Source organism: Paracoccus sp. J39 (assembly GCF_000518925.1).
In the GTDB taxonomy this organism is placed as follows: Bacteria; Pseudomonadota; Alphaproteobacteria; order Rhodobacterales; family Rhodobacteraceae; genus Paracoccus.
In genome coordinates this window covers 69,146-92,990 of the sequence record NZ_JAEN01000011.1, presented here as the reverse complement: position 1 = coordinate 92,990, position 23,845 = coordinate 69,146, and the positions used below count along the sequence as shown (strand labels likewise).

Below are 23,845 nucleotides of genomic sequence, written 5' to 3'. Positions count from 1 at the left end.
GGACGGGGCATTCTGACGCGGCCGGCGTTTTCCCTTCGGCAGCCGGGGCATTCGCGCTAGAATGCGGGGACTCGTCCGCAGCCCGGGGAAGGACATGCCGCAACTGGTCCGGCTCTATCTGGTCAGCATCGCCGTCGGCCTTGCGCTGGCGCTGATCTTCACCGCGCTGCTGCTGGCGCTGGACGTGGCCACGCTGCGGCATCTGGTGACCGCGACGCGCGGCGGCTGGATCGCGGTGCTGATGCTGGTCTTCTTCCACACCATCCTGTTTTCCGGCGTGCAGTTCGGCATCCGCGTCATGCTGATGGCGCGCCGGGACGGCCCGCGCGGGGGCCTGAGGCAGAAGATTCGCCGCCCGCAGGCGCCCGCCTTGGCCCCGGTCGCGGCGCCCCGGCGTTGACGGTCCGGCACCGCCCGCATTTTTACCGCGCCACTGTGGGTCTTTCGCAACAATTTTACCTTGCCGGAGGCGCTTCAGAACTGCCTTTTTTTCAGGCAGGCGGTTTTCGTCATCCTCGTGTTTCGCGCCCGTCATTTTTCGTGAGCCTTGTGGTGTCCTATCACCAACTGACCGGGCAGGAGAAATTTTCACGCAACCTGAAGGAGAGATGGTTCCATCACTTTTTGCCGTGGTCCATTTTCCGCCGAGCCGCCGGTTCCGAAGAAACTTCACGTTTTTGAGAGTCCGGCCCCAGTTTTGCAGGGCTCTTTATCGTCCTGCGGCGGGGTTCTACCTCTGACCCAGCAGAGATGCTCGTGGCTTCGGGAAAGCCGGCGCCACGGACACGAAACGGTTCGGAAAAGGACTGACCAAGATGAAGACGCTTGCTTACCTCGCCGGTGCCACGGCGCTTGCCGCCGCCTTCTCGGCCCCCGCTTTCGCGCAGCCGGAGATCGCCACGGGCGCCAACGCGACCGGCATTTCGGATGTCAATGAACAGATGAGGGACGTCGAAGAGGCGGTCCGCGACGATTTCGACCGCTCGTCGGACGCCTATCGCTTCGGCAATCCCGAGCGTCGGGACGGCCTCTACGGTTCGGTGGCGCTGAGCTATGTCGGCCGCACCGGCAACAGCGAAAACCAGGACTTCAGCCTGGCCGGCCGCCTGTCGCACAACCAGGGCCCGTTCTCGCAGTCGGTGGGTATCCTGCTTGAATACGGCGAGAACAACGCCGGCGACACGGATACCGAGAAGACCTATGTCATCTATGAAGGCATGTACAGCTTCAACGACCGTTTCTATGCCTTCGCCCTCGGCCGCCTGGCGACCGATGCGCTGGCCAACGATCCGGTCAGCCTGGCCACCGATCAGGACTTCAGCGATCTGGACGGCCGGCTGAAGCGGGACGCCTATTTCGGCGTCGGTCCGGGCTATCGCATCATCAACAACGACACCACCGCCTGGCGCGTGCAGGCCGCCATCGGCGTGCGCTACACCAAGGCCGTGGACGTCCTGTCGGTGGATCCGACCGACCCGCTTACCGGCACCTATGAATACGACACGAACACCGAGACCGGCTACCTGCTGTCCTCGCGGTTCTACCACCGTATCAACGACAATTTCTTCATCACCAACGATACGGACTACCTGACCTCGGACAGCAACGACACGGCCACCAACGAACTGGGCCTGAACTTCAAGATGTCCGAAGCCTTCGCGACCCGCGTGTCCTACAAGACCGAATATGTCTCGGATCGCGCGATCCGCACCGACAACACGCTGGGCGTGTCGCTGGTCTACGGCTTCTGATCCGGAAGCCAACCCTCCTCTCTCTCACGGGCGGCCTTCGGGCCGCCCTTTTTTGTCGCCGGCAGCAGCGGGCACGGTGCGGGGAAGAGTGCGCTTCCTCGCGGGGCAGGGATCAGGCGGGGAAAAGAAGGCGGCGGGAACCGCAGCGACCGTGGCGGCGCAGGTTTCCCCGAAAGCCTGGATGTCCAGGTGGGAACCGGATAACGGGACCAGGGCCCCGACAGAGCCAGCCCCCTCGGTGAAGTTATAGGCCAGTGAGAAAAATGGCCGCGCACGAGAAGAGCAGAAACCCGCCAGCCCCCTAGATAGGGCGGCTGCTCGCCTGCCGCAAGGGCGGGATGGGCTTGCAAGATGTTTCCGTTTCGTTCATGTTCGGGACATGAAGCGCGCCGCCGATCTGCCCTCCGACCTGCCCGACGATCTGCTGCCCGCCCTGCCGGGCCAGCGGTTGGCGCGCGGCGTGGCGCGGCTGCTCACCGGGCTTGGCCATGCGGCGCTGCCGGAATTCGTGCCGGCGGGCGGGTTGCGGGTCGATGTGATCTCTGTCTCGCCCCGGGGCGAGATCTGGGTGGTCGAATGCAAGAGCTGCCGGGCCGATTTCGTCTCGGACCGCAAATGGCAGGGATACCTGGAGTTCTGCGACCGCTTCTTCTGGGCGGTGGACGCCGGTTTCCCCGAGGATCTGCTGCCCGAGGGCTCGGGCCTGATCCGCGCCGATCCCTGGGGGGGCGAGCTGATCCGCATGGGCCCCGAATCGCGGCTGGCCGGCGCAAGGCGCGCGCGGCTTCTGCGCGACATCGCCCGGGTCTCGACGGCGCGGCTTCTGGCGCTGACCGATCCGAGGGGGATCAGCGGCGCGGCTTCCTGACGCCCTTGCCCGGCTTGGCGGGGCCGCCGATGCTGCGGGCGGCCTCGGCGGCGGCCAGCAGTTCCTCGGCGATTTCCTCGGCTTCCTCGGGGTCGAAATCCAGCGGCAGGTCGATATTCTCGCCCTCGACATAGATCCTGACCATGCCGCGGTCGGTGGGACCGATCTGCAGATTGGCGGCGATATCGCTTTGGCTGTTGATGCTCATGGGACTCTCCTGGCGCCTGGCCCTTGGATCTGGGGATTTTCCTTAACCCGCATGCGAAAAACCGGCAAGACGGGCTTGCGCAGGCGGCGGGCTGGGGCTAGATACCCGCCTGTGCCGCCTTAGCTCAGTTGGTTAGAGCGCTAGATTGTGGATCTAGAGGTCCCCCGTTCGAGCCGGGGAGGCGGTACCACCGCAATCACCCATCTGTCAGGCATTTCCCGTCGCCATCCGGCTGCGAAATCCGCGCTGCCGCGCCCATGACCGGGCCCGCTCGGCACGGCCGGGTGCGGGAGAAGGATTTTCTCTGTCCGCCGCCGAAAAAACACGTCTTATCTTGTCGTGTTTTTAGGCCGGCCATGCTACCGTGGCCTTGAGCTATTCGGAGGATTTCCCGATGCGGCAGAAATGTCCCGGTTTCAGGATCATCGGTCCCGAGGGCTGCCCGGTCGCGCAACGTGCGGCGCTGGCGCTGGTCCTGCGGGGGCAAAGGATCAACTGGCTGGTCGGAGCGCGGGCTCGGCTGGTGGTCGAGCAGGCGAACGGCGTGGTGATGGCGATCGAGGACGGGCTCGCCATGATCGAGCTGATCGAGGACCTGCATCCCGACCGGCGCCTGCATCCCGCCAATCCCGAGCTGCGCGCCAGCCACCGCGAGATCATGGGCGGTGCCTTGCGCGCGCAAGGCGCCCTTGCGGCGGTGATCGCGGCGCGGAACCTGCGCGATCTGGACATCGCGGTGCATGACCTGCGCAACCGGCTGGCGCGGATCGAACATGCGCTGCCGGACGGCGACCCGAACCCGCCGCTGGCCAACCTGGACGTCGCGCTGCTGCCGCTGCTGTGGCGCATCGCCCTGCTGGACCTGCGCCACGACACCCATCTGGCCGACGGCATGCCGCGCTGCAACCGGCGCCTTGCCGCCGCGCTGCGCCATCCGGCGGTGCGGCAGGTCCTGGACCGCGGCGCGGGGCGGCGCTTCCTGGAAGAGGTGGCCCGGCGCGGCGCGGTCCTGGCCTTCGACGATCCGGGCAGCGAATGGGAGCGGCATTTCGAACCCGCCAGGGGCAGCGCAACGGACGGCGCCCTGCTGTTCCTGCGGCCGGGCGCCGGGGCCGGTCCGGTGATGACCCGCAACATGGGATAGGCCGGACCGCTGCGGGCTTGGCCGGCACTGCCATTGCCTGCCATAGCGACCGCCTTGCGATGCAAGGACCGGAGGCGGTCAACGGTAAAGGGTTCGGCCCATGGCTTCGGCCGAACTGCCGGCAAGGTTCTGGAACGGGCGGCGCGGCTGTCCGTGGCGCCGAGGGACTGGCGGAACAAGTAAGAAAGCGATGTGAGAGCGGCTTCCAAGAGACAATCCGGAAGTCAAGAAAAACCCTTGGCAAGGGCGGCCGAAGACGGCAGGGCCGCCTTCGATCCCGGCCGACAGATCGGAGCGGCAATCAAGCGCGCCGGGCGCTGAAACTGCAGCGGGCGGACCCCGAGGGCCCGCCCGATCAGAGGGGTCAACCACACCGCCGTTTGACCACGATGGGCATATTGCCGAGAGCGCGCCATGCGGCAACCTGCCGTCTTGGTTAGCATCGGCAATTGAATCGAGCGATCTGCAGCGCCCTGCTGCGGGACAGCAAAGGGCCACGGATTTCTCCGTGGCCGCGCGGCAGCTCTGCGCCCCGATCAGCAGACCAGCGGGCGATGGTGCTCGATGTGACGGACCGTCAGCTTCCGGGCCTTGCGGCCCGAAGGCAACGGTCGTGCGGGCTGCGGCACGAACTCCTTTTCGCGAAGCTCGGGGAACAGGGTGAAGATCTCCTCCCGCGCCGCCTGGCCCACCGACTGAAGCGCCTGCGCCCCGGTATAGAGCGATTCGGTCGGCGCGCCGTTCGATGTCACCACCTCGTGCCGGTCGAAAAGCAGATGGAAATATTCGACCTCGTGCAGGTCCTCGGCGACATCGACGCCCTCGATCTGCAAAAGCTGCTTGGCCGCGACCAGCACCTCGGTGGCGCCGAACATCTTCAGGGCCACTTTCGACCGGACAAGAACCCGGTGCTGGGGCGACACCAGAAGGTCCGAGGACGGGGTTTCCGTCCCCAAGGCACCGGCCTTGATGCGGATGGGCAGCAGCTTCGGCGTCGCCTTCAGCGCCGAGGCGCCGAGTTTCACCGACCCGATCCAGCGGAGGGGCTGATGGCCGTTATCCAGCGTCTGAACCAGATCTCCCACCTTGAGACTTTCGATCGGCCGCGAGCCATCGGCGCATTCGATCAAGGTGCCGCGAACGAAACAGACGATGTCCGTTTCAAATATGTCGGCGTTGAAGCCGATGGTGGCTACGGTGTTGTCGATCGGCGTGGCCGACAAGACCTCGACCTTTGAGAATCGCGTGATGCTGTCCCAATCGTTCACGGTGCTCGCCGATGGGCGAAAGAACAGATCACCGTTGCTCATCTGAATGAGAACGCCGTTCTGCTGCACCACGGAAGGATTGCCGTCTTCATCATGCACGGTGATCGCAAAGCGGGCGCTTACGAAGGTCGTTATCGTGACCCCACTTTGCGGGTCGCCAGCGGGATCAGTATAGGAAAACTGGCTGGCCGGCTGTTGAGCGGTGCCCTGATAGGTCGTCTTAAAATGATTGCCACCGCTGGTATAGTAATCCCCGGTCAATTCTACCGGCTTGATTTCATCCTTGCCTTCGGCCGTCCAGCCGACGATCTGGTTGGCTTGGGTCTGACTGATATTGCTGCCGGGCGTTGGATCAAGCAATGGTTGACGATTGCCGATCCACATGAGGTTTACGGTTGTATCAGGCACTGCACTCTCCTCGTGCAAGTTACCGATCCGCTTGGCGTAATGAGAGAAAAATTGTTCTGCTCACCCGCCTTGGAGGGTGTTGCTTTAAGCTCCATGGGACTCAACTTGTCCTTTTAGTCAGGTTGCGGAAAAGCTCGGAAAGCGGCGCGGGCGGGGCGAAAGAAGCGGCCGGCATATAAACAGCAGAAAGCCCCGCAGAATGGGGAGCTTTTGCATTTCGACCGAGAGCTATTCATGCGCTTGTTTCTTCACGTCCTCGGGCGGCGCGATTTTGTCGAACCGTGCCCCGACGGTCCGTTTGTCGCCAGTCGCCCGCAAATATATCTCTGCGAGCCTGGCCAATTCCGAGGGTCCGAGAAGCTTGCGGCCTGCCGCATCGTTTTTCCATCTTGGACAGCCGCGACACGCCCCCATGGCGCGGGTCGTATAAATGCAGGTCCTCAATGCCGAGAAGCTGGCCCCCCGGCGAATGTCGCGCTCGCCGCGGGGTGGTGTAGGGAAGATCCGCTCGTGATTGTGGCCCATCGTCTGCACGACTTCAGCATTTGGGCCTTCACCTTGCCGATCCGTTTGGTGGATCGCATCCGCCAGGGTGGCGCCGCCAGCCCGCGCGCCCTCCTTCTTCTCGAAGCCGGCCGTCTTCTTCCGGCCTCCAACCAGGCCTACCCGGCGGGTCGGCTTTCGACGCGGAGGCCCTTCTGCCGTCTCGCATTATCCGGACCTGTGCGGTATAGACGACGGTGCTGTCCTTGAGGCGGCGCTCGGTGATGGTCCTGTCGGATGTGCTCAGGTCTCTGCGAACCTTGCCAATCCCAGGCAAAGCAAAGACGAGAACCGGACCAAACCAGTAAAAACAAGGCAGGATCAGACGGCCCGACCAGTGTTGAAAATGGCTGAAACGGACAATTTCATCCGTAAAAACAATAGCGCGCGGCTGTCCGTTGCGCCGATGATGGACTGTCGGGACAAGTCAGAAAGCGACGGAAAATCATATCGCTAAGGGCGGTTTGGAAATTTAAGCAAAATTTTTAGCAAGAGCGCCCTATCGGCCGAGCGCTCTGGCTTCCTTCCGGGCCGATTCCGCCCGCGCATCGATGTAGGCTGCAAGGTCCGAAAGATGCACCATCTTCGCGCCCTTCTGGCTGTTCTCCATCCGAACAAGCGGCAGTGGGATCTCGCCGGTCGAGACCTTCCGCAGGAAGACGGGCAGGGTGAGCGGGGCGAAGAAGTCCTGGCACACCACATCGGCGCCGATCATCGCCCGGCCTTCGTATTGGGCCATGAGCAGCCAGATGGTATTGATTCCCTGCTTGCCCATCACGCCTTCCCCTTCCTGACCTCGCGGGCACGATACTCCAGCTTGGCGGTCGCCATGATCGCCGGTTTCAGCTCGGCCGGCGCGCTGTCGTAGTTGCGCCCGAACCGACCATTGAGCCGCGGCAGCATCGCGCGCGGCACGGCCTCCCAGTTGCTCGGGTCGGTATTGGTCCTGTCGCCGTCCAGGCATTTCAGGGCATGGCCGGCCGGGATCGGACCATTCTCTTGTTCCCAGAGGTATCGGTGTTTCATGACCCGGCGGGTGTCGGCGCCCGTGTGAGGGTTGGTTTCCGCTACGATGATCCAGACGTAGCCGTCCTTGGGGTCGATAGATTCATGTCCCGGTCCGCGCCAGGTGTGAGGCCTGCTCCCCGGCTTGAAGGTCGTCGCCATTACCTTGGCCCTGACATGGTCAGGCATCGGCTTGCCCTTGTTATGCGATACCTGGCCGGGAACGAACTGCCCGGTGCGCCCGGTCAGCCATCCGTTGCGCTTGCAGAGGGCTTTGAAATTCGAGAGCGAGACATCCTGCCGCATGAAGCGGGCGCAGAACAGGGTATAGGCTTCCGCCCGCGGCAGTTCCTTGTGCGCCTCGATCCAGGCCAGCTCCTCGGGTTCGTAGACAATGGCGCGCCCCTTCATGGCTCGCTTGCTCCGATTTTGGGCAGCATCGGCAGGATGCCTTGGCCGTGTTCGGCAAACAGCTTCGCCGCCTTCAGCTGCAGATCAGCATTGCCGACGATGCGATCGGCGACGGAAACGATCGCATCCGCGCGCTTCGCCTCCTGTTCGATCTGCTCGGGTGTCAAGGACTCGTCGGCCAAGCGTTCCAACTGAGCGAACAAGTGGTTGTTCAGATCTCCGAGCTTGTTTTTCATGACGTGACTCCTTCGATGGCGGCCAGCTTGCGCTCGGCGGCGGCTATCCAATTGCGGAAGGCCTGTTGCAGGCCCGCCGTTCCGCTCGAGCTGATGCCGTGCATGCGGATGGTGTTGGTCCACGCCTTGTCGTGGATCCGGGCGCCGTAGGTGGCGCGCAGATGGTCGGCGAGGGCCTCGGCGGCTGCGCGGTGCTGGCGGTGCTGATCCGCCCAACCTGCGGCGTTGTCACCGATCATCGGCAGAGCATCCAGGCGCTGACGCAGGTCGGCAATGGTGGATTGCACCAGTTGCGGATCGATGCGGTGCTTAGGCATCGAGCTTTCTCCCCTTGTTTCCCCAGAAGTCGGTGCAGGCGGCGATGGCGTGCCGCGCCATGGCCTCAATCGCGGCCTCAGGCCTGCCGCCCGTGCGCATCGTGATCAGGACGAATGCGCACATCAGGTCAGCGGCTGCGGTTGCAGCATCGCCGCCCAGGTTCCCGGCGTTGAGGCTGGCGGTCACCACGAGCGCTTCGATGCGCTTCTTGATCGTCTCTTCGTCGTGACGGTCAGCCATGGTCTTCCTCCCCAGCCGCGACCCACAGGCAGACCGCGATGGCCGTGACGCCCGCGATGGTGGTCGGCCAGAAGCCGAACGCCGCTCGCATCAGATGGAGGACCACATAGATCAAGGTGATCGCCAGCGCCGTGGTCAGGCCATCGATAAGCGTGCGCAGCATGCGTGTGAGCCGGTCACCCATCGCCTACCTCGCATTCCATCGGCTTCTCGCCCTCGGCGGTCGGCAGGAAACCGGTGCCGCGCAGCCATTCCCATTCGTCGTCGGTGCCCAGGTATTCGACCCACTCGCCTTCGCCGCGCATCTGGCCGGGCCCGGGCTGCTTGATCCAGCGATCAGTCATCGGTCCGGTCCTCCGACAACGCACGCAGGGTGGCCTTGACGCTGGCGATCCAGTCCTCCATCTCGCGGAGGGCCTCGACGGCGTGAGCGTCCTCGGGCGCATCGGACATGCGGTCTGGATTGCCCACGATGCGGATGGAGTTGCGCAGGCCCTCGGCCTCGACCGCCATCAGTTCGCAGCCTGCCCGCAGCAGGGCGCGCATTCCCGCCTCTGCCTTGCGGTGGGCGAGGACTTCGCGGATCAGGGCAGGGACAAGAGCGATGGCGCGGGCGTTGGCGGTGGGGTCAGATGATCCTCGTCCATCCTCCCATTGTGCCGCAGAGAAATCCTTGCGAACCCTGATTTCACATATAGTATTCCAGCTATCCCCGGTCAGGACTTGGGTTCCGTGAATGGAGCTGTTCCACGGCCCCGGCGTGATGCTCGCCGCCAGCCGCTTGAGTTCTTCCGTGGTCACGTCGCTACGCATCTTCCCCTCCTTCGGCTTCGGGGGCGGCGGGCAGGGGCATCCAGCCTTCAAACCAGTCATCGCCGACGCCCATGCCTGGAAACAAGGACCAGCCAAGGTCCAAGCCTGATGCGGTCGTGCGGCCCATATGCTTGATGGCGAACGGGCGATTAGCCATTCCCATCCACCGCTCTTCGAGAGTGGCTTTGGTGTACGCAAGAATGAACGTGCCATCCCTCGGCGCAGTCTCAATCGGCTGCCAGCGGGGGGCTGACGTCAGGGCGTCCCGACCGATCTCCGGCGCATGCCGCTCGACATACTCGGCCTCGCCCTGCGCGGCGTGGTGGTTGCTGACGTGGCGGGTGAGGCGAGGGGGTGAGGTGTAAATGCTGGTCATGCGTCACCGCCTTCCACGGCCTTCGCCCAGGCTGCAATCTCGGGCTCATCGCTGCCGCTGAACCGCCAAGGCATCGGGCAAAGCTGATGGGCAACCTGCCATTCGTCGATTGCAGCCCGGACGCGGGCCTGCAGATCGAGGTTGACCGCCGAATCGAAATCCAGGATCGGATCGCCATCCTCGTTGCAGAGGTCATACAGGGTTTCCTCGGCCGCATCGAAGAAATCGCCCTGGTCAAAATGCTTCGACACGCGGACCGGGTCTTTCGTGGCCCGCATGATCAGCCGATGCCGACAGGCTTTGGCCTCTGCTTCAGCCTCTTCGCGGGTGGCATAGGGTCCGCCGGTCCAGACCTCCTCATCATTCGAGGAATACCAAGCCGTGCTGGTGGTCGTCAGCTGTTCGATGGTTTTCATTCACACCATCCCCAGCGCGGACTTGTAGATCTCGATGACGGCTTCTTCTTCGGCAACATCGTCCTTGTCGCGCTTGCGCAAAGCGATGACCTTGCGCATGGCCTTGGTGTCATAACCGCGAGCCTTTGCCTCGGCGAACACCTCCTTGACCTGGTCGGCGATATCCTTCTTTTCGCCTTCCAGATGCTCGATGCGCTCGACGAACTGGAGCAGTTCCCCAGCCGCGATGCTATAGGCGCTGTCCGCTACCGCCTTGTCCTCTTCGGTCTCCTTCATGGGCGGAGACTTGCGACGCTTGCGGTCTGCGCCCTTCATGGCGGCGCTCACGTCCTCGGATCGCACGGGCATGTTCATGTGCCTCTCCTGAAAAGCTGTGGGTGATGAGCGGCCCGGCACCTCGCCGGGCCGCAGGCATGCGCGGCCCCCGACTACCAGCCGTCGCCGTAGCCGTCGCCGTAGCCGTCGCCGTTGCCGTAGCCGTCGCCGTAGCTGTAGCCGTAGCTGCTATGTATCGCGCTGCCCTGCTGGATCACCGGAACGCCCGGTGCGTCGTATGTCGCAGATGCTCCCTGATCGGCGATCAGGGAGGGGGCCTCGGGCGCCGCGACAGGTGCGGCAACGGTTGCGGTGTTCATCAACAAGTCCTCTTTCTGCGAAGCCCGGAACCGCCGGGCGCGGTGTGAAAGGAAAGGTGCTGGCCACCCCGGACACGGGAGGGAGGGAGGAACTCAAGCCAGAGCGGCCAGCCAGTGAGGGTGCGACAAGCGATCAACGGCACCCATCTCGGGCGAGGGGCGGAACCCCTCGTTCATTCAGCGGCCGCCGCGCGTCGGCCAGCAGCTCGCGGATCTCGCAGGCCAGGGGCGTGTTGCCGATGGCCGGAACCTCGGCCAGCACGCGCTGGCACAACTCGATGGCGCGCAGATAATCCGCCATCATCACCGGCATGCCCCCGGCGAAAGCGCGCGGCATCATCTCCACAGGCTTGCTCATGGCAAAAGCCTCGCCGAGCCCTCCGATAAAGCGACCCAGCCCGCCTCGCGCGCCTGCACGGCCGTGGGCGACAGAAGGTCCAGCATCGCCTGACCGTCCAGACGGCCGACCAGCAGGCCGAGCCCCATCCCGGCGAACACCAGCACCAGAACCCAGATCCAGAGGAACACCACGCCCCAGGCGATCGGCCGACGCTCGGAACCTCGGCCATCAGCCTCGGGAACCCCGTAGATCACGAAGGGGTCGCCGCCAGGCGCAAAGTCATGAACGGGAACGCCATCCTGCCGCCGATGCACGGCCCGCATGGCGATCTCATCCGCCTCGGCACAGATGTCGGCCGAGGCCGGGGCGCGGCACAGATAGGTGTCGACCTTTGCGAAATCGGCGCGCGCTTCACGGTTCTCGCGATCCCAGCGGGCGTCGTCCTGGTCTGTCGAAAGCATCGGATGATCTCCCAGTCGGCGGGATGCCGACGGGGGTTATATTGTGGGAATTAATTCCCACGTCAACAGAAAGTAGGAATGAATTCCCATTTTTTCCTTACTTGCCTGATTCGCCCTGCTATCCTGCCGGCAGGGTGGGCGACGATGCGCACCCAGCTGGCGCCAGGCTGCGGCGCATGAAAAAGCCCGCCGTGGGGCGGGCGAGGAGGCGGAGTTGATCAGGTCGATGATCGTTGGCATGTTGGCCTCAGGTGGCGCTGTGTTGCTGGTGCGCAGCGGTGAGGTCAGCCCGTTCCAGTCCTACTTGATTGGCGCAGGACAAGGCGTCGCATGGGCACTGCTTTGGGCCGCAATGTTGTTAAGGCGTTAATTTTTATCCTGGGTGGCGTCCCCATTTTCGATTGGTGGTGGAAGAGCCAGTTGCGGGGTTTCTGGAAGGAGATAGGCTATTCCCCCTCCCAAGAGCGATCCAGCCGTCATGACCTCAGACGCAAGCGCTAATGCGAATCTGCCGTGCTTTATGGGAACGGTAATGGCTTCCTTCAGCTTTTCCAGGAAAGGTTTATGGCGAGCATCTATTTCGGAAATCTCTCTCTCTATGTCGGAAGCCAGCGACTTAAGCTTCAGCCGTATTTGGTCTTCGGTTGCCCCTCGGCACTCGGTCAGGAATCGCAAAAGGGCGCGCATCTTTAGCGTAATAACCGCTTTCTGTATGGGTGGCAGATCGCTTTGCTCGACCATGCCAAGCCAGTGGTCTAGCGTAGAGGTGAACTCTTGTCGATCAAAGTTGAGTGATACGGGAATACGAGCGGTTACGACAGTATGACCGATCAGATTGAGGGTGCCTATGCTCTTATTGGGATGAGCGTGTCGGGTGAATTCTGCAACGGTGTCCTTTGTGATGGCGTGCAAAATTTTTCCTTGGATTTCCCGTACTTGAGACATTAGGTCCCGGACTGCTTGATCGGGTAGAGATGGGATAAAAGAAATCTCTTCGATAGCGTCATCAAATTTCCGCAGAAATCGAAGCTTTGCATCGCTGGTGTCCAGTTCCGGGAAGACCGATGCGAGAGCCTGGGCCAGCGGCAACTTTGCATCATTCGCCGCAACTTTCTTGATTGCCGAAACGATCTCATAGCAGGCAGTCATAGCTTAACCCCGGAAACGATCAGAAAAATAGTGTCTAAAATCATCTCCGCTCAACCATCTCGGCCGGCAGCGCCAGCCTGACCCGCGCCGCCCATTTGATACGCTGGTTGTGCTTGGTCTCCGCGGTCGGGTTGAGACTGATCAGATGGAACAGGCCGGGTTCGTCGCCGCGCTTCACCTGCTTGACCCAGGCATTGCCCTCGGCATCCTCGACGATGCAGGGACGGCCGATATCGTCGTCAGGGATGCCCTCGTGCGTCGCGCGCGAAAAGAACAGGATGTCGCCCGGCTGATACATGGGTGCCATCGAGTCGCCCTCGACCTCAACGGCGCCGATCGGCCGTGCAGAGCGCATGCGCAGCAACTGCGGGGGCTCGGCAACCTGGAACAAGCCGCCGTTGTCGGTGTGGTCGAATAGCGGAACGGATGCTCCTGCGCCGACGCGGCCAGCAATCGTTATCGATGGCGCTTGAGCTGTCTGGCTGATGATTGCTTCAACAGTGGTTCCAAGCTCCTCGGCGATCTTCACTGCGTTGGCAAGGGTTGGGGTCCTGACCGTCCCGTCGAGCATCTTTCGGATCGTGGACTTGTCCCCGATCCGCGCGCTGATGGTGGCTGGCTTCAGTCGAGGATTGTCCTCAAAAAGCTTCCGCAAACCGATGATGAAGGGGTGCTCGCTCATGCAAGGAAGATGCCCCGCAGACACAATCCCAGCGATAGGAATGAATTCCCTTGCACGAAGGGGAATTTATTCCTACCTTCGCGCACATGGAACAGTTCATCCGTGAAATTGAGGCCTACACGGCCCTGCACTGCATCTCGCCGCAGAAGCTGCTGCGGGAGGTGATCGCCGCCCCGTGGGGGCAGTGGCAGAAATGGAAGGATGGTACGTCCAGCCCGACTATGCGGATCGTGGACAAGATTCGTGATCACATGGCGAAGCATCCCGCCTCTCCCACCTCCGAGGACGCGGCATGACTGTTCATCATCCCGCGCCCTCTTTCCGTTCTGGTGATCGTCCTTCTGCACGGGGACACAACAGCACAGGATCATCTGAAATGTCTTTCCGAAAATGCGGCGGCGAGGAGGCCGAGCGCGCCTGGTTCGCCGGGCTGCTGTGGCGGGCGTTCCCGGATGCCCGGAGCGAGAACGAACTGGCCGAGCTGGCGGCGGATGTGCTGACCTCGGACAGTCGCCCGGTGACGCCGCGCACGGTGCGCAACTGGCTGCGCCGCGAGAACGCCCCGCATTTCCGCTATGTGCTGAAGGTGATCGCGCTGGTCGGCGCCGAGTCCGTGTTTCAGGTCATCGATCCGGAGGTGCAGTGATGCGGATCTGGTGGCGCATCGCCCAGCGGTATTATGCGGCCCGTCACCGGCGGGCCGTGCGGCTGGCGGGGGCATCCTCCGCCGCGGCTGCCCGGCTCAAGTCGCAGTCGGAAAAGTTTTTCCACAAGATCAAGGGGGCGCGGAAGCAATGACCTCCTCGCCCTCCGACAGCATCCCGCATGGCACGTCTCGCGGCTATCAGTATTACAGATGCCGCTGCGACGCCTGCCGCGCCGCCGAGATTGAGCGCCAGGCCGATTGGCGTCGCCGTCTGCGCGAGGGCAAGGTTCAGCATCGCTCGCATCACCCGTCCTGCGTTCCGGTCCGGGTGCGCGGCAAGGTCTATCCGTCGATCTCGATGGCTGCGGCCGCTCTGGGCATCGCTCCGACTTCGATCGGCCACCAACTGCGCCAGCGCGGTGACGCAGACCGCGCGGGTCTGGGCGCGAAGGCGCCTCGGTGCTGGACCCGGCACAATTCCAAACCGGTGCGGATCCACGGCCGCGATTTTCCGTCGATCCGCGCCGCGGCGCTGGCCATGGGCGTTTCGGAAGCGCATCTGCGTCGACATTTGTCCCAGGGCATGACGCCGCGCTATTCGCAGTATCTGCTGGTCAAGATCATGCAGGCGGACGCGCGGGCCGGTGTCGGAGGTGCGGAATGATCGCTGCCGTTTGCCCCAGTGCCTTGCGCAGCACCTCGTTCACGAATGCGCTCTTGTTGTCGAGCTTGTCGAGCTGGGCGGCAATCTCGGGCTCGATCATCAGGTTCATGCGCACTTTCCGCTCGGCGGCAGGCATGGCCGGGCGGCCACGCTTCGCTGTGGCGAAAAACGTGTCGTCCAGTTCCCGGACCTCGCCGTCCTTGCCGATGAGAGCATCTCTGGCGGGCGGATTGTCCTGGCCGGAAGCGGCGCCGTTGTCAGTGCGCCGCATGGATCTCCGCCCGTGCCGCCGAGGACAGGAACGCGCTGCGCGTCATGCCGCGCCGCGCCGCCTCGGCGTCGATGGCGTCCAGAAGGCCCGGGTCCAGGGAAATGTTCACCCGCTTGGGCGATCCGCGGTCCAGGATCAGGGCGACATGGGCGATCTGCGCCCCTTCGCGCCATTCGGCAAGGGCGGGATCGGCCAGGATATCGTCAACGCTGCGGGGGGCAGGGACGTCGAGGCCGTCCTCGCGCATGCCCTGGACGTGGAAAGCCAGCGCCTGCTCGCCGCGCTGGATGGCCTGCTCGACCGTATCGCCGTCCGAGATGGCGCCGGGAAAATCGGGGAAGCTGATGCCGAAGCCGCCGGCTTCGTCAGTATGCAGGAAAGCGACGTAACGCATGCTGGTCTCCTTTCAGCGCCATCCGGCCTGTCGATAGATCGACATGACGGTGCCGGGTTTGATGTCCTTGTTCGGGTGCGGAACGGTCACGCGGCCGGGCTTCTCCGGGTGCTTGAACTGCCAGTGATCGCCCTTGACCGCGACCCGGACCCAGCCGTCCGCTTCCAGCATCTTGATCAGCTTCCGGCTGTTGCGTTCCATATCCGCCCCTCTTTCTTGTGTATAGTGATACACAACAGCGCCGGACAATGCAAGGCGATTGTGTTTTATGATACACAATTTTCAGGGGCCGCCGCGCTGGCGCTGGAGGTCTTCGTTGACCTCTGCACTTCAGGGGGGAGTGCCGGGTTGGCTGGACGAAAGTATTCGCAGCAATACCACCGGCTGTCTGAAGTCGTCGTCTGGCCGCGAGATTGCGGCAAGGTTAAGCGTGGGGATGATCGGCCGAAAGGTTTCCCTTCCTGTCCGCCCGGTCAGGTTTCAGAACAGCGAAGCTTGGCCGCTGGCCCCCGAGCTTCCTTCGCCGTCATCATCGTCGTCGGCGAGTGCTTCGTTGACGCGGCCCTGGTTCGTGCCGAGCTCGGCGGCGATCTGCTGCTGGGAGAGGCCGTCTCGGCGCAACAGACGAGCGGTCTCCCGTTCCAGCCAGCCCAAGTTGGAGCGCTGGACCGTGATCTGGTTCAGCAAGACACCCGTCACCGGGTGGTAGTAAGTAGCCATGGTTTTTCCTTCCACGTGGCTGCTGTGGTGCCGCTGTCTGTGCGAGTGCAGCGGCTTCACTCGCAGGGCGACTCGTTGGCGCGAGTCGTCCTGCAATCCCTAGTTTCTGACACAATCCGGCAGAGCGTCCATCGGGATATGCTGTGGATAAGGCATGGGGAGATGGTGGCATGACGCAGGATAAACGCCATCTCTTCGATTCCATGGTTACCCTCTGGGAGGAGGCCTTGGCGCATGAAGGCAGGTCGGAAGATGCGATCGCATTGCTGGCCGATGCCTGCGCCTATGGGCTGAACGAGGGTGATTTTGATCCTCGACCAATAGTCGATCGCCTCCATGCGTCATTCTCTTCGCTGCACCGCGCAAAGCATGTGGGGGTGCGGCAATGACCGCGCCTTCCGCCAAGCCGCTTTCCGGCCAGAACAGCAGCAGCGCCGTCATGCAGCAGCGCACCGAGCCTCACGACAGTCTCGACGATTTCCCGACGCCGCCCTGGGCGACGCGGGCGCTATGCGAGTGGCTGGAGCGGGGTGCAGGAAACGACTGGGATGCCGCCGCTCTTTGGGGTCTGGTGGCACGCGAACCAGCTGCCAATCGCGGCCATATGGTGCGGGTGCTGCGCGAATTTTTCGGCGCGGTCGATGCGGCCGATGTTCATGACTATGGCGCCGGGTTCCCGGTCCGCGACTACCTGTTTGGGCCACTGCCCGACGCAAAGGACTGGACGATCACCAACCCGCCGTTCCGCCTGGCCGAGCAATTCATCCAGCGCGCGCTTGCCACCTCGCGTCGCGGTGTGGCGGTCATAGTGCGGTCGGCCTTTCTTGAGGGCGTCGGACGATACCGCGATCTGTTCAGCGCCTTCCCGCCCAGCGACATCCTGCAGTTCACCGAACGTGTGGTGATGCACAAGGGCCGGCTTTCGGCCAAAGGCAGCACGGCCACGGCCTATTGCTGGATCGTCTGGCGCAAGGAGGTTCAAGACGGCGTCACGCAATTTCACTGGCTGGCGCCCTGCCGGAAGCGGCTGGAGCGCGACTCCGATTATCCGACCGAGCCTGCCGAGATGGTCGAGGGGGTGCTGCTGTGACCCGCAACCGCATCCGCCACGAGAACGCATTTCGCGCCGGCGCCCGCGAGGGCATTCGCGATTTCCTCGCGGACCTGCTGGCACTGACACCGGCCGAGGCTCACGACGATCTCAAGCGGCTCGCCGCCAACGTCGCGGCCCGGCCGAAATATCAACGGATCGAGAGGGACAAATCGTGATCCGCACCGAAATCCTGTCCACCGCGGGCGAGTATGTGACCCGCGACCGCGCTGCCACCCATGGCAAGGCCGAGGATGGTTTTGCCGCCATCGCGCAGGTCTGGAGCGCCCTCGATGCCGCGCGCGGCGACCGGCCGCGCTCCGCGCTCGATGTGGCGCTCTACATGGCCGGGCTCAAGCTGGTCCGTGCCGCCACCAACCCGGCCCATCCCGACAACTGGGTGGATCTCGCCGGCTATGCGGCCTGCGGCGGCGAGATCGCCGCGGAAGGCGGTGCGGCATGAGGCCCTTGCATGCCGTGCCCACCGGCGAGATGGAGCAATACCCTCTCACGGTCGAGGATCGCCTCGACAGCCATTATTTCATGGCTTGGGAGCGCCGGCGCTGGCTGAACAGCGATATGCGGCTGCGCGGCACGCCCGAATGCCGGGCCCTGTTCTTCGACCTGATCAACATCGCATATGACCAGGCGCCGGTCGGCACCCTGCCGAATGATCTGGAACTGCTGGCCCGGCTGCTGATGGTCGATCATTCCCATTTCCAGCAGCTCTGCCGGCTGGAATATGGTCCGCTGCACAAGTGGTATCCGGTGATGTGCGGCAGCGAGATCAGGCTTGCGCATCCGATGGTGCTGCGGTCGCTGCAGGACGCCATCGCCCGGCGCGAGGACAACCGGGCCAAGAACGAGGCCGCCAACGCGGCGAAGCGCCTCCAGCGGCTGCGCATCACGGTCTCGGGCTATCACAAGGATCTGGCCGCCAATGACGCGGCTGTCCGCTGGATCGATGAGTGGCTGCAGAAGGAAGGCTGCGAATATCGGTCGGCATCATGGCTTGAGCGCGCGATCAGCGCCTGGGCCGATCACTCCTTCATGTTGGCTGGCAAGGGGCCCGGCGGGACCGTCTCCAGACTGTCCTGAATTGTCCGAAGGACAGTTTCAGACAGTCTCGGACAATCTCGGACTGTCCTGCACGACAGGGACATAGACAGAGACATGAAAAGGAAAAGACACAGGCCAATCCCCGGACACTGAACCGGTGCGGCTTGTGGATAACTCAGCAGGCTGGGGAAAAGAGGTGTTGGGATGAACGGCGAGGAACAGGCCCAAGGCGAAAAGCGGGTGATGCGGCTTCTGGTCGAGCCGCTGAAGAAAAGAGGGCTGGCGAAGCCAACGACGCTGACCGTTGCGGGCTTTGACGAAATGGTCAGGGATATGTGCGCCCGGTTGGCCTATATGTCGGAGGCGAGCCTCATGGCCTTGGAAGAACAGGTCGCCGCCAACCCGGGCGGGAAGGATCGCGACCGCTTTCCGATCTCCAACCTGATCCTGTCGTGGGCGGCGGACATCCAGCCGCCGGGCGACGGTGCGTCGCCCTTGATCAGGGCGGTCTTCGCCCATGCCTGCGGGCAGACGGCACTGGCCGAGGGCTGGGCGCCCGAACTTCTGGCCGAGCTGCGCAAGACACGGCGTTGGCCGGGCGGGTGGACGCTCAAGACCGTGCGAGATGCTGCGGCCAGTGCCGTGCGGCGTCTGCAGGATCTCGATGCCCGCTTGGCGCGCGAGGGCGAGATTGGACCGGCAGACCGGGAATGGCGGGATCAGCGCCTGGCTGCGATCCAGCGGTGCCGGGAAATCGCGGAAGGGCAGGCGGCATGACGAAGCAATATCGGGAAATGGTCGCGGGCCGCGCAGCAGCCGAGCGGGCCCGGCTCGATGCCATCCTGTCCCGCGCAACTCCGGTCGAGGGGTGCGGTCCGGCGATCCCCGTTGCCCCGGCCCGCGGGCCGCAGGTGGCGTTCATGCCGCATGTTGTGATGCCTGACGAAAAGGCCGAGAGCGGCTATAAGGTCGAACGCATCGGCTGGCGCGGGTTCAGCGCCGCGCGGGCGGCCGACATCTTCGACGTGCTGGAGCGGATCGCGGCGAAGCGGAAGGATAGGGATGGTAACCCGGGCAGGTCGCCGTTCAGCAAGGGACAGGTCAACGTCGCGCGGCTCTATCGCGATCTTGTCGAGCGTCACGATGCGGGCGGCATGCGCTGCGCCAGCCTTGAGGCGAGGCGGGGTTCCGGCCCCAGCGGCGGCGGCGAGTTCATGGATGCCTTCATCGCCGAGGGCGAGCAGATTGCCCTGATGCGGCGCAGGATCGGCGCTGGCGTCGCCATGGCGGTGCGGAGGGTCCGGCCCTCGAAGCGTGGCGGACCCGATGCCAAGCCGATCCTTGATCTCGTCCTGGTCGATGCGATCTGCCTGCATGGCGAGACATTCGAGGCGGTCCTCAGGCAGCATGGCTGGAGCAAGACCGGCCGTAATATCTCGGCCTTGATCGAGGCTCTGGCGGCCTGTCTTGATCGGATGCAAGGCTATCCTGATGCGGGTGTGCACAAAACATCTTGACGTCTTAGGACACCGCATCGCATATATATTGACATCATCCGGAATTGCGCCCGCAGGGATCATCATCCCTCGCGGGCGCTTCTGTTTCCGGCATACCCGAGCGCGCCTGCCGACATGCGCGACCAGAAGGGCCAGATGCAGCGGCGGGACGGCTGGCCGATCATCAAGCAGAGGGTGTCGCTCATGTCACGCTTCGCGCTCTACAAGACGGCGCGATGGCGAAAGGCACGGCTGGCGCATCTGCAATGCGAGCCTCTCTGCAGGCTGTGTCGCCAGCGTGGTGTCCTGAACGACGGCGCGCTCAAGGCCACGGGCGAACCGCAGCCCGATCCGCGCCGCCGCTTTCTTGTGGTGGACCACGTTGTCCCCCATCGCGGTGACCTCGATCTGTTCTGGGACCGGAGCAACTGGCAGACCCTTTGCCCGGACCACCACGACATCGTTAAGCAGCGGGAGGAGGTCAGAGGGTTCTCGAATGCCCGCGGCCCGGACGGCTGGCCCCTCGATCCGGCCCACCCGGCGAACCGATGACCGCGAGGGTGCGATCCGAACCGAGATGCCCGGTTATCGGGCAGGCCGGTCCCTGGGGTCACCCCAGAGGGGGGTGGGTCGAAAGTTGGGGGCCTCGGCGGCGGGGACCGGCGGCCAAGGTTTCTGTGCGCAAAGCTGGAATTGGATAGAAAAAGCCCAAGGTAGGAAGAGGTTATGGCAAGAGGAAGACGGCCAGCCGAAAGCGCTGTCATCCCGATGCGGGAAGTTGGCGATGCGGGCCACAATCTCCAGGCCCGTGCGCTCGCCCGCGCCGCCCAGCTTCGGCCGGAAGGGCTGCTGGACAAGGAGCGTTGGGTTTACGACCGCCTGGCGCCGCCGCTCTGCCATCCGACCAAGGACAGGCTGAACGAGGTGAACATCTTCATGTTCGTCCAGCTCTGCCGCTCGATCGTGCGCTATGAGGATTACCAGGTTCTGCTTGCAGAACTGGGTGAGACCTATACCGCGAAAACGCGCAACGGCGATCAGGTCAAATCGCGGCCGGAAGTCGCGCAGCTGAACGAGACCTGGCGGCAGATTCGCGCGCTGGCCAGCGATTTCGGCATGACGCCGGCGGCGGAACGTGCCCTTGGTGCGCAAGGGCAGCTCGGCTTCAGCTTCGGCGAAGGTGATGACGACTTCACCTGACGCGGACCGCTATGCGGCCGATCCGGTTACCGCCTGGGCGCAGGATGTCGCGGATGGCAAGATCGTCGCCGGCCCGCACATCCGGGACGCGGCAGCCCGCCATCTGCGGGATCTGGTCGAGGGCCCGGGCCGCGGCCTGCTGTGGGATGTGGCCGCCGCCAAGAAGGTGATCGCCTGGTTCGCACGCAACCTGCGCCTGAACGGCGGCCAGTTCGAAGGGCGGCCGTTCGTGCTCCATCCCAGTCAGGCTTTTCGCGTCGGATCGCTCTTCGGCTGGAAGCACAAGGCAACCGGCCTGCGGCGGTTTCGCCGCTTTTACGACGAGGAGGGAAAGGGCAACGGCAAGAGCCCGATGCTCGGCGGCATCGGCCTTTATCTGATGGTCGCGGACGGAGAAGCGCGGGCCGAGGTCTACTCGGCGGCAGCCAAGAAGGACCAGGCGCGGATCCTGTTCCAGGATGCCGTCGCCATGGTGGAACAGTCCCCGCGGCTCAGCAGCCGGATTACCTCGCAGGGGCAGAACCCGGTCTGGCAGCTGAGCTACAAGGGCAAGGACGGCGGCACGCGGTTCTTCAAGCCGATCGCCAACGAGGCCAAATCGGGCGGTCAATCCGGGCCGCGTCCGCATGGTGCGCTCTGCGACGAGGTGCACGAGCACCCGAGCCGAGACACCATCGACATGCTGGAGCGCGGTTTCAAGTTCCGCATGCAGCCGTTGCTCTGCATGGCGACCAACAGCGGCTCGGATCGCAAGTCGATCTGCTGGGAGGAGCACCAGCACGCGGTGCGCGTCGCGGCCGGCATCGTCGAGGACGATTCGACATTCGCTTTCGTCTGCTCGCTCGATGATGGCGACGATTGGGAGAATGACCCGTCCTGCTGGGTCAAGGCCAACCCGCTCCTGGACGTGACGATCACCAAGGAATGGCTGGCGGCGCAGGTCGAGCAGGCCAAGAAGATGCCTGGCAAGCGCAACGGCATCGCCCGGCTGCACTTCTGCGAGTGGACGCAGGCGCAGACCGCGGCGATCAAGCGGGAATCCTGGCTGAAATGCCAGGGCAAGGTTGATCTGCGCGAAATGGTCGACGCCGGTTATCCGTGCTTCGGCGGTCTCGACCTCAGCCAGACGCGGGACTTTTCCGCGCTCACCCTGACCTGGCTGCTCGATGCCACCAGGGACGCTGAGCGGTTCCTCTCGCACACCTGGTTCTGGACGCCGAAAGACACGCTCGCAGATCGCGCGGCCATGGACCAGACGCCCTATGACGACTGGGTGCGCTCCGGGTTCATCGAGGCGGTTCCTGGAGACCGGCTGAAATATGCCTGGCTGGCCGATGCCATCGCCCGGATCAATGCCGAATTCGCCCCGCAGGTGATCGGCTGCGACCAATACGGCCTGGAGCGGCTCCAGGAGCATCTGACCGACATCGGCGCGGTCATACCGGCGGAAATACACCCGCAGGGCTTCCAGAAGCGGATCCTCGAAAAGGATCCGAAGGCACCCGAAGGGCAGCAGGAAATCTACCTGTGGATGCCCGACAGCATCAACAAGCTCGAAGCGGCAATATACGAGGAGCGAATCTTGATCGATCAGAACCCGCTCCTCGACAGCATGGCGGCCAGCGTCGTCTATGCGGAGAACCGCACCGGGCACCGGATGTTCGACAAGCCGAACGCCTTCGGCCGGATCGACGGCATGGTGTCCCTTGCCATGTCGGTCGGCGTCGCGCTTTGCAGGGCGCCGAAGGAAGAGCAGCGCCGGCGGAAGAACTCCTACTTCCAGAGCCTGGTGTCGGCATGAAGCTCCTGCGCAAGATGTTCGGCCTGCAGGATGGCAAGAAGCCTCTGGACCTGACCAGCCATACCGACTTCCAGCCGCAGCCGGGTGTCATGGATGCGGGCGTGCCAGTCTCGGCCCGGTCCAGCATGGCGCTTTCGGCGGTCTGGGGCTGCGTCAACCTGCTTTCCGGCACGATCAGCTCGCTTCCGCTACAGGTCTTTGTCCTGGGCGAGGATGGGCAGAGGACCGTGATGCGGGATCACCCGCTCTATTCCGTCCTGCATGACAGCCCGAACTTCGACCAGACGGCACTGGATTTCTGGGATTTCATGACCATGGCGGTCGAGTTGTGGGGCAATGCCTATGCCCGCATCGATCGTCTCGGCGGCAGGATCGTCGCCCTCACCCCGGTGCGGCCGGACGCCGTCACGGTCAGGCGCGAGACCGGCGGCGCCTTGCGGTATCGCTGGACCCAGGATCGCAAGCAGTACGACCTCACCGAGGCGGATGTGCTGCATATTCGCGGTCCCGGGGGCGATCCGCTGGGCGGCATGTCCACGCTCGCTTTCGCGCGCTCGACGTTTTCGCTGGCCATGGCCGCCAATGCCACGGCGGCGGCGATGTTCCGAAACGGGCTGAAACCGTCCGGCGCCTTGCAGTTCGATGAATGGCTGTCGGACGAAAACCGGAAGATCGCCCGGGAATACATGGTCGCCGAGTTCATCGGCGCTGCCAACGCCGGCAAGCCCTTCGTGGCGGAAGGCGGGGTCAAATGGCAGAGCTTCAGCCTGACCCCGGAAGACGCGCAGATGCTCGAATCGCGGGGGTTCTCGATCGAGGAGATATGCCGGTTCTTCGGTGTCCCGCCGGTGATGATCCAGCATAGCTCTGCCACAACGTCCTGGCCGACCGGTGTCGAGCAGCAGGTGTTGCTGTTCCAGAAGTTCACCCTGCGCCGGCGCCTCAAGCGCATCGAGATGGCCCTGGCCAAGCAGCTGCTGACCGATGCCGAGCGTCGTCGGGGGCTGATGATCGAGTTCAATCTTGAAGGGCTGTTGCGCGGCGACAGTGCGGGTCGCGCGGCCTTCTACAAATCCGGCCTGAACGACGGCTGGCTGACGATCAACGAGGTTCGGGCGAAGGAAAACCTGCCCGCGGTCGAGGGCGGCGATGTGCCGCGCATCCAGAAACAGAACGTGCCCATTACGGATCTCGAAGCGCTGATCCAGGGCGGCAAGGTCAATGAGGTCTGA

40 protein-coding genes and 1 tRNA gene are annotated in these 23,845 nt (G+C 63.8%); 19 read left to right on the top strand and 22 right to left on the bottom strand.

Translation table 11 applies throughout. From position 1 onward, the window contains the following. Positions 1-94 precede the first annotated feature (94 nt). From L632_RS0112510 to L632_RS0112500, 3 genes are all read left to right on the top strand, one after another. Positions 95-400, top strand: a complete 306-nt coding sequence (locus L632_RS0112510; RefSeq protein ID WP_028716913.1) for a hypothetical protein — start codon at positions 95-97, stop codon at positions 398-400. A gap of 415 nt (positions 401-815) precedes the next feature. Next, positions 816-1,751, top strand: coding sequence for a YdiY family protein (locus tag L632_RS0112505; protein WP_028712077.1), 936 nt, complete (start codon positions 816-818; stop codon positions 1,749-1,751). A 379-nt stretch (positions 1,752-2,130) separates the two neighbouring features. Further along, a complete protein-coding gene (locus L632_RS0112500) occupies positions 2,131-2,619 on the top strand; it encodes an MmcB family DNA repair protein (RefSeq protein ID WP_028712076.1) in 489 nt (162 codons plus the stop codon). Here the strand turns inward: L632_RS0112500 and L632_RS0112495 are convergent. Then, entirely contained in the window at positions 2,600-2,827 is a 228-nt protein-coding gene (locus L632_RS0112495) for a DUF6324 family protein (RefSeq protein ID WP_028712075.1), read from the bottom strand. The two genes, L632_RS0112500 and L632_RS0112495, sit on opposite strands and share 20 nt — an antisense overlap. 113 nt (positions 2,828-2,940) lie before the next feature. On the opposite strand from L632_RS0112495, the gene L632_RS0112490 reads away from it, so the two are divergent. After that, positions 2,941-3,017, top strand: a tRNA-His gene (locus L632_RS0112490). Between the two features lie 204 nt (positions 3,018-3,221). Next, positions 3,222-3,971 (top strand): hypothetical protein, encoded by a 750-nt coding sequence (locus L632_RS0112485; protein ID WP_156933657.1) that lies wholly within the window; start codon positions 3,222-3,224, stop codon positions 3,969-3,971. Between the two features lie 536 nt (positions 3,972-4,507). Here the strand turns inward: L632_RS0112485 and L632_RS23860 are convergent. From L632_RS23860 to L632_RS22650, 17 genes are all read right to left on the bottom strand, one after another. Next, complete coding sequence (locus tag L632_RS23860; RefSeq protein WP_232215664.1) at positions 4,508-5,647, bottom strand: Hint domain-containing protein; 1,140 nt, start codon at positions 5,645-5,647, stop codon at positions 4,508-4,510. A 1,042-nt stretch (positions 5,648-6,689) separates the two neighbouring features. Beyond that, positions 6,690-6,965 (bottom strand): pyocin activator PrtN family protein, encoded by a 276-nt coding sequence (locus L632_RS0112475; RefSeq protein WP_232215663.1) that lies wholly within the window; start codon positions 6,963-6,965, stop codon positions 6,690-6,692. Then, positions 6,965-7,606: an HNH endonuclease signature motif containing protein gene (locus tag L632_RS0112470; RefSeq protein ID WP_028712071.1), complete on the bottom strand. Its 642-nt coding sequence runs from the start codon at positions 7,604-7,606 to the stop codon at positions 6,965-6,967. Before L632_RS0112470 ends, L632_RS0112475 begins: the two co-directional genes overlap by 1 nt. Then, positions 7,603-7,842, bottom strand: coding sequence for a hypothetical protein (locus L632_RS0112465; protein ID WP_028712070.1), 240 nt, complete (start codon positions 7,840-7,842; stop codon positions 7,603-7,605). Before L632_RS0112465 ends, L632_RS0112470 begins: the two co-directional genes overlap by 4 nt. Next, complete coding sequence (locus L632_RS0112460; protein WP_028712069.1) at positions 7,839-8,159, bottom strand: hypothetical protein; 321 nt, start codon at positions 8,157-8,159, stop codon at positions 7,839-7,841. Before L632_RS0112460 ends, L632_RS0112465 begins: the two co-directional genes overlap by 4 nt. After that, the gene (locus L632_RS0112455; RefSeq protein ID WP_028712068.1) at positions 8,152-8,400 is read right to left on the bottom strand and encodes a hypothetical protein; all 249 of its coding nucleotides are present in this window, start codon (positions 8,398-8,400) and stop codon (positions 8,152-8,154) included. The genes L632_RS0112460 and L632_RS0112455 overlap by 8 nt, the downstream gene beginning before the upstream one ends. Continuing rightward, the gene (locus L632_RS24370) at positions 8,393-8,563 is read right to left on the bottom strand and encodes a hypothetical protein (RefSeq protein ID WP_156933656.1); all 171 of its coding nucleotides are present in this window, start codon (positions 8,561-8,563) and stop codon (positions 8,393-8,395) included. Before L632_RS24370 ends, L632_RS0112455 begins: the two co-directional genes overlap by 8 nt. Positions 8,564-8,576: 13 nt before the next feature. Next, complete coding sequence (locus L632_RS24365) at positions 8,577-8,744, bottom strand: hypothetical protein (protein ID WP_156933655.1); 168 nt, start codon at positions 8,742-8,744, stop codon at positions 8,577-8,579. After that, complete coding sequence (locus L632_RS24360; RefSeq protein WP_156933654.1) at positions 8,737-9,213, bottom strand: hypothetical protein; 477 nt, start codon at positions 9,211-9,213, stop codon at positions 8,737-8,739. The genes L632_RS24365 and L632_RS24360 overlap by 8 nt, the downstream gene beginning before the upstream one ends. After that, positions 9,206-9,589: a hypothetical protein gene (locus L632_RS0112435; RefSeq protein WP_028716910.1), complete on the bottom strand. Its 384-nt coding sequence runs from the start codon at positions 9,587-9,589 to the stop codon at positions 9,206-9,208. Before L632_RS0112435 ends, L632_RS24360 begins: the two co-directional genes overlap by 8 nt. After that, positions 9,586-10,005, bottom strand: a complete 420-nt coding sequence (locus tag L632_RS0112430) for a hypothetical protein (protein WP_028716909.1) — start codon at positions 10,003-10,005, stop codon at positions 9,586-9,588. The genes L632_RS0112435 and L632_RS0112430 overlap by 4 nt, the downstream gene beginning before the upstream one ends. Next, the gene (locus tag L632_RS0112425) at positions 10,006-10,359 is read right to left on the bottom strand and encodes a DUF2312 domain-containing protein (RefSeq protein WP_371255987.1); all 354 of its coding nucleotides are present in this window, start codon (positions 10,357-10,359) and stop codon (positions 10,006-10,008) included. Between the two features lie 74 nt (positions 10,360-10,433). Continuing rightward, positions 10,434-10,640 (bottom strand): hypothetical protein, encoded by a 207-nt coding sequence (locus L632_RS24355; RefSeq protein ID WP_156933653.1) that lies wholly within the window; start codon positions 10,638-10,640, stop codon positions 10,434-10,436. 133 nt (positions 10,641-10,773) lie between these two features. After that, complete coding sequence (locus tag L632_RS0112415) at positions 10,774-10,998, bottom strand: hypothetical protein (RefSeq protein WP_028716907.1); 225 nt, start codon at positions 10,996-10,998, stop codon at positions 10,774-10,776. Further along, positions 10,995-11,441, bottom strand: coding sequence for a hypothetical protein (locus tag L632_RS0112410; protein ID WP_028716906.1), 447 nt, complete (start codon positions 11,439-11,441; stop codon positions 10,995-10,997). Before L632_RS0112410 ends, L632_RS0112415 begins: the two co-directional genes overlap by 4 nt. A gap of 366 nt (positions 11,442-11,807) precedes the next feature. Further along, positions 11,808-12,590 carry a hypothetical protein gene (locus L632_RS24350; RefSeq protein ID WP_156933652.1) on the bottom strand — a complete coding sequence of 261 codons (783 nt, stop codon included), beginning with the start codon at positions 12,588-12,590 and terminating at the stop codon, positions 11,808-11,810. 40 nt (positions 12,591-12,630) lie between these two features. After that, positions 12,631-13,272 carry a S24 family peptidase gene (locus tag L632_RS22650; RefSeq protein ID WP_051476444.1) on the bottom strand — a complete coding sequence of 214 codons (642 nt, stop codon included), beginning with the start codon at positions 13,270-13,272 and terminating at the stop codon, positions 12,631-12,633. Positions 13,273-13,322: 50 nt separating this feature from the next. Between L632_RS22650 and L632_RS0112400 the strand changes: the two genes are divergently transcribed. The 3 genes from L632_RS0112400 (at position 13,323) to L632_RS22645 (ending at position 14,582) form a co-directional block, all read left to right on the top strand. After that, entirely contained in the window at positions 13,323-13,568 is a 246-nt protein-coding gene (locus tag L632_RS0112400) for a hypothetical protein (RefSeq protein WP_232220975.1), read from the top strand. Positions 13,569-13,648: 80 nt separating this feature from the next. Next, the gene (locus L632_RS0112395) at positions 13,649-13,918 is read left to right on the top strand and encodes a hypothetical protein (RefSeq protein ID WP_028716904.1); all 270 of its coding nucleotides are present in this window, start codon (positions 13,649-13,651) and stop codon (positions 13,916-13,918) included. Positions 13,919-14,066: 148 nt separating this feature from the next. Continuing rightward, positions 14,067-14,582: a hypothetical protein gene (locus L632_RS22645; RefSeq protein ID WP_051476443.1), complete on the top strand. Its 516-nt coding sequence runs from the start codon at positions 14,067-14,069 to the stop codon at positions 14,580-14,582. On the opposite strand, the gene L632_RS22640 is transcribed toward L632_RS22645, so the two are convergent. The 4 genes from L632_RS22640 to L632_RS0112370 all read right to left on the bottom strand — a co-directional run bounded on the left by L632_RS22640 (position 14,539) and on the right by L632_RS0112370 (position 15,967). Further along, on the bottom strand, positions 14,539-14,853 hold the full coding sequence (locus tag L632_RS22640; protein ID WP_232220974.1) for a hypothetical protein: 315 nt from the start codon (positions 14,851-14,853) through the stop codon (positions 14,539-14,541). The two genes, L632_RS22645 and L632_RS22640, sit on opposite strands and share 44 nt — an antisense overlap. After that, entirely contained in the window at positions 14,840-15,247 is a 408-nt protein-coding gene (locus L632_RS0112380) for a type II toxin-antitoxin system HicB family antitoxin (RefSeq protein ID WP_028716903.1), read from the bottom strand. Before L632_RS0112380 ends, L632_RS22640 begins: the two co-directional genes overlap by 14 nt. A 12-nt stretch (positions 15,248-15,259) precedes the next feature. Beyond that, entirely contained in the window at positions 15,260-15,448 is a 189-nt protein-coding gene (locus tag L632_RS0112375) for a type II toxin-antitoxin system HicA family toxin (protein ID WP_028716902.1), read from the bottom strand. Positions 15,449-15,727: 279 nt separating this feature from the next. Beyond that, positions 15,728-15,967 (bottom strand): hypothetical protein, encoded by a 240-nt coding sequence (locus tag L632_RS0112370; RefSeq protein WP_156933651.1) that lies wholly within the window; start codon positions 15,965-15,967, stop codon positions 15,728-15,730. 170 nt (positions 15,968-16,137) lie between these two features. Between L632_RS0112370 and L632_RS24345 the strand changes: the two genes are divergently transcribed. The 11 genes from L632_RS24345 (at position 16,138) to L632_RS0112315 (ending at position 23,845) form a co-directional block, all read left to right on the top strand. Further along, on the top strand, positions 16,138-16,356 hold the full coding sequence (locus L632_RS24345; protein ID WP_156933650.1) for a hypothetical protein: 219 nt from the start codon (positions 16,138-16,140) through the stop codon (positions 16,354-16,356). Continuing rightward, a complete protein-coding gene (locus L632_RS0112360; RefSeq protein ID WP_051476442.1) occupies positions 16,353-17,057 on the top strand; it encodes a hypothetical protein in 705 nt (234 codons plus the stop codon). The genes L632_RS24345 and L632_RS0112360 overlap by 4 nt, the downstream gene beginning before the upstream one ends. Next, positions 17,054-17,236, top strand: a complete 183-nt coding sequence (locus tag L632_RS0112355; protein ID WP_028716898.1) for a hypothetical protein — start codon at positions 17,054-17,056, stop codon at positions 17,234-17,236. Before L632_RS0112360 ends, L632_RS0112355 begins: the two co-directional genes overlap by 4 nt. Further along, a complete protein-coding gene (locus tag L632_RS22635; RefSeq protein ID WP_036698142.1) occupies positions 17,233-17,520 on the top strand; it encodes a DUF6378 domain-containing protein in 288 nt (95 codons plus the stop codon). Before L632_RS0112355 ends, L632_RS22635 begins: the two co-directional genes overlap by 4 nt. Next, positions 17,517-18,155, top strand: a complete 639-nt coding sequence (locus L632_RS22630; RefSeq protein WP_028716897.1) for a hypothetical protein — start codon at positions 17,517-17,519, stop codon at positions 18,153-18,155. Before L632_RS22635 ends, L632_RS22630 begins: the two co-directional genes overlap by 4 nt. Before the next feature lie 165 nt (positions 18,156-18,320). Further along, positions 18,321-18,893, top strand: coding sequence for a hypothetical protein (locus L632_RS0112340; protein WP_028716896.1), 573 nt, complete (start codon positions 18,321-18,323; stop codon positions 18,891-18,893). Beyond that, positions 18,890-19,633 carry a hypothetical protein gene (locus L632_RS0112335; RefSeq protein WP_028716895.1) on the top strand — a complete coding sequence of 248 codons (744 nt, stop codon included), beginning with the start codon at positions 18,890-18,892 and terminating at the stop codon, positions 19,631-19,633. Before L632_RS0112340 ends, L632_RS0112335 begins: the two co-directional genes overlap by 4 nt. Before the next feature lie 114 nt (positions 19,634-19,747). Next, positions 19,748-20,164 carry an HNH endonuclease signature motif containing protein gene (locus L632_RS0112330; RefSeq protein ID WP_051476441.1) on the top strand — a complete coding sequence of 139 codons (417 nt, stop codon included), beginning with the start codon at positions 19,748-19,750 and terminating at the stop codon, positions 20,162-20,164. Positions 20,165-20,380: 216 nt separating this feature from the next. Then, a complete protein-coding gene (locus L632_RS0112325; protein WP_232220973.1) occupies positions 20,381-20,812 on the top strand; it encodes a P27 family phage terminase small subunit in 432 nt (143 codons plus the stop codon). Then, positions 20,757-22,613, top strand: a complete 1,857-nt coding sequence (locus L632_RS0112320) for a terminase large subunit (protein ID WP_232220977.1) — start codon at positions 20,757-20,759, stop codon at positions 22,611-22,613. The genes L632_RS0112325 and L632_RS0112320 overlap by 56 nt, the downstream gene beginning before the upstream one ends. Further along, positions 22,544-23,845 (top strand): phage portal protein, encoded by a 1,302-nt coding sequence (locus L632_RS0112315; RefSeq protein ID WP_232220972.1) that lies wholly within the window; start codon positions 22,544-22,546, stop codon positions 23,843-23,845. The genes L632_RS0112320 and L632_RS0112315 overlap by 70 nt, the downstream gene beginning before the upstream one ends.

Coding starts and splice junctions, on each gene's coding strand:
- L632_RS0112500 (WP_028712076.1), top strand. CDS start 2,131: ATGAAGCGCGCCGCCGATCTGCCCTCCGACCTGCCCGACGATCTGCTG.
- L632_RS0112330 (WP_051476441.1), top strand. CDS start 19,748: ATGCGCGACCAGAAGGGCCAGATGCAGCGGCGGGACGGCTGGCCGATC.
- L632_RS0112410 (WP_028716906.1), bottom strand. CDS start 11,441: ATGCTTTCGACAGACCAGGACGACGCCCGCTGGGATCGCGAGAACCGT.
- L632_RS0112470 (WP_028712071.1), bottom strand. CDS start 7,606: ATGAAGGGGCGCGCCATTGTCTACGAACCCGAGGAGCTGGCCTGGATC.
- L632_RS0112335 (WP_028716895.1), top strand. CDS start 18,890: ATGACGAAGCAATATCGGGAAATGGTCGCGGGCCGCGCAGCAGCCGAG.
- L632_RS22650 (WP_051476444.1), bottom strand. CDS start 13,272: ATGAGCGAGCACCCCTTCATCATCGGTTTGCGGAAGCTTTTTGAGGAC.
- L632_RS0112395 (WP_028716904.1), top strand. CDS start 13,649: ATGTCTTTCCGAAAATGCGGCGGCGAGGAGGCCGAGCGCGCCTGGTTC.
- L632_RS0112415 (WP_028716907.1), bottom strand. CDS start 10,998: ATGAGCAAGCCTGTGGAGATGATGCCGCGCGCTTTCGCCGGGGGCATG.
- L632_RS24370 (WP_156933656.1), bottom strand. CDS start 8,563: ATGCTGCGCACGCTTATCGATGGCCTGACCACGGCGCTGGCGATCACC.
- L632_RS24355 (WP_156933653.1), bottom strand. CDS start 10,640: ATGAACACCGCAACCGTTGCCGCACCTGTCGCGGCGCCCGAGGCCCCC.
- L632_RS0112510 (WP_028716913.1), top strand. CDS start 95: ATGCCGCAACTGGTCCGGCTCTATCTGGTCAGCATCGCCGTCGGCCTT.
- L632_RS0112455 (WP_028712068.1), bottom strand. CDS start 8,400: ATGGCTGACCGTCACGACGAAGAGACGATCAAGAAGCGCATCGAAGCG.
- L632_RS24350 (WP_156933652.1), bottom strand. CDS start 12,590: ATGACTGCCTGCTATGAGATCGTTTCGGCAATCAAGAAAGTTGCGGCG.
- L632_RS0112325 (WP_232220973.1), top strand. CDS start 20,381: ATGCGGGAAGTTGGCGATGCGGGCCACAATCTCCAGGCCCGTGCGCTC.
- L632_RS0112435 (WP_028716910.1), bottom strand. CDS start 9,589: ATGACCAGCATTTACACCTCACCCCCTCGCCTCACCCGCCACGTCAGC.
- L632_RS22640 (WP_232220974.1), bottom strand. CDS start 14,853: ATGCGGCGCACTGACAACGGCGCCGCTTCCGGCCAGGACAATCCGCCC.
- L632_RS0112380 (WP_028716903.1), bottom strand. CDS start 15,247: ATGCGTTACGTCGCTTTCCTGCATACTGACGAAGCCGGCGGCTTCGGC.
- L632_RS24365 (WP_156933655.1), bottom strand. CDS start 8,744: ATGACTGATCGCTGGATCAAGCAGCCCGGGCCCGGCCAGATGCGCGGC.
- L632_RS0112460 (WP_028712069.1), bottom strand. CDS start 8,159: ATGCCTAAGCACCGCATCGATCCGCAACTGGTGCAATCCACCATTGCC.
- L632_RS24345 (WP_156933650.1), top strand. CDS start 16,138: ATGACGCAGGATAAACGCCATCTCTTCGATTCCATGGTTACCCTCTGG.
- L632_RS22645 (WP_051476443.1), top strand. CDS start 14,067: ATGACCTCCTCGCCCTCCGACAGCATCCCGCATGGCACGTCTCGCGGC.
- L632_RS0112485 (WP_156933657.1), top strand. CDS start 3,222: ATGCGGCAGAAATGTCCCGGTTTCAGGATCATCGGTCCCGAGGGCTGC.
- L632_RS0112465 (WP_028712070.1), bottom strand. CDS start 7,842: ATGAAAAACAAGCTCGGAGATCTGAACAACCACTTGTTCGCTCAGTTG.
- L632_RS0112425 (WP_371255987.1), bottom strand. CDS start 10,359: ATGAACATGCCCGTGCGATCCGAGGACGTGAGCGCCGCCATGAAGGGC.
- L632_RS22630 (WP_028716897.1), top strand. CDS start 17,517: ATGAGGCCCTTGCATGCCGTGCCCACCGGCGAGATGGAGCAATACCCT.
- L632_RS0112370 (WP_156933651.1), bottom strand. CDS start 15,967: ATGGCTACTTACTACCACCCGGTGACGGGTGTCTTGCTGAACCAGATC.
- L632_RS0112340 (WP_028716896.1), top strand. CDS start 18,321: ATGAACGGCGAGGAACAGGCCCAAGGCGAAAAGCGGGTGATGCGGCTT.
- L632_RS0112495 (WP_028712075.1), bottom strand. CDS start 2,827: ATGAGCATCAACAGCCAAAGCGATATCGCCGCCAATCTGCAGATCGGT.
- L632_RS0112360 (WP_051476442.1), top strand. CDS start 16,353: ATGACCGCGCCTTCCGCCAAGCCGCTTTCCGGCCAGAACAGCAGCAGC.
- L632_RS0112475 (WP_232215663.1), bottom strand. CDS start 6,965: ATGGGCAAGCAGGGAATCAATACCATCTGGCTGCTCATGGCCCAATAC.
- L632_RS0112505 (WP_028712077.1), top strand. CDS start 816: ATGAAGACGCTTGCTTACCTCGCCGGTGCCACGGCGCTTGCCGCCGCC.
- L632_RS0112375 (WP_028716902.1), bottom strand. CDS start 15,448: ATGGAACGCAACAGCCGGAAGCTGATCAAGATGCTGGAAGCGGACGGC.
- L632_RS24360 (WP_156933654.1), bottom strand. CDS start 9,213: ATGCGTAGCGACGTGACCACGGAAGAACTCAAGCGGCTGGCGGCGAGC.
- L632_RS0112430 (WP_028716909.1), bottom strand. CDS start 10,005: ATGAAAACCATCGAACAGCTGACGACCACCAGCACGGCTTGGTATTCC.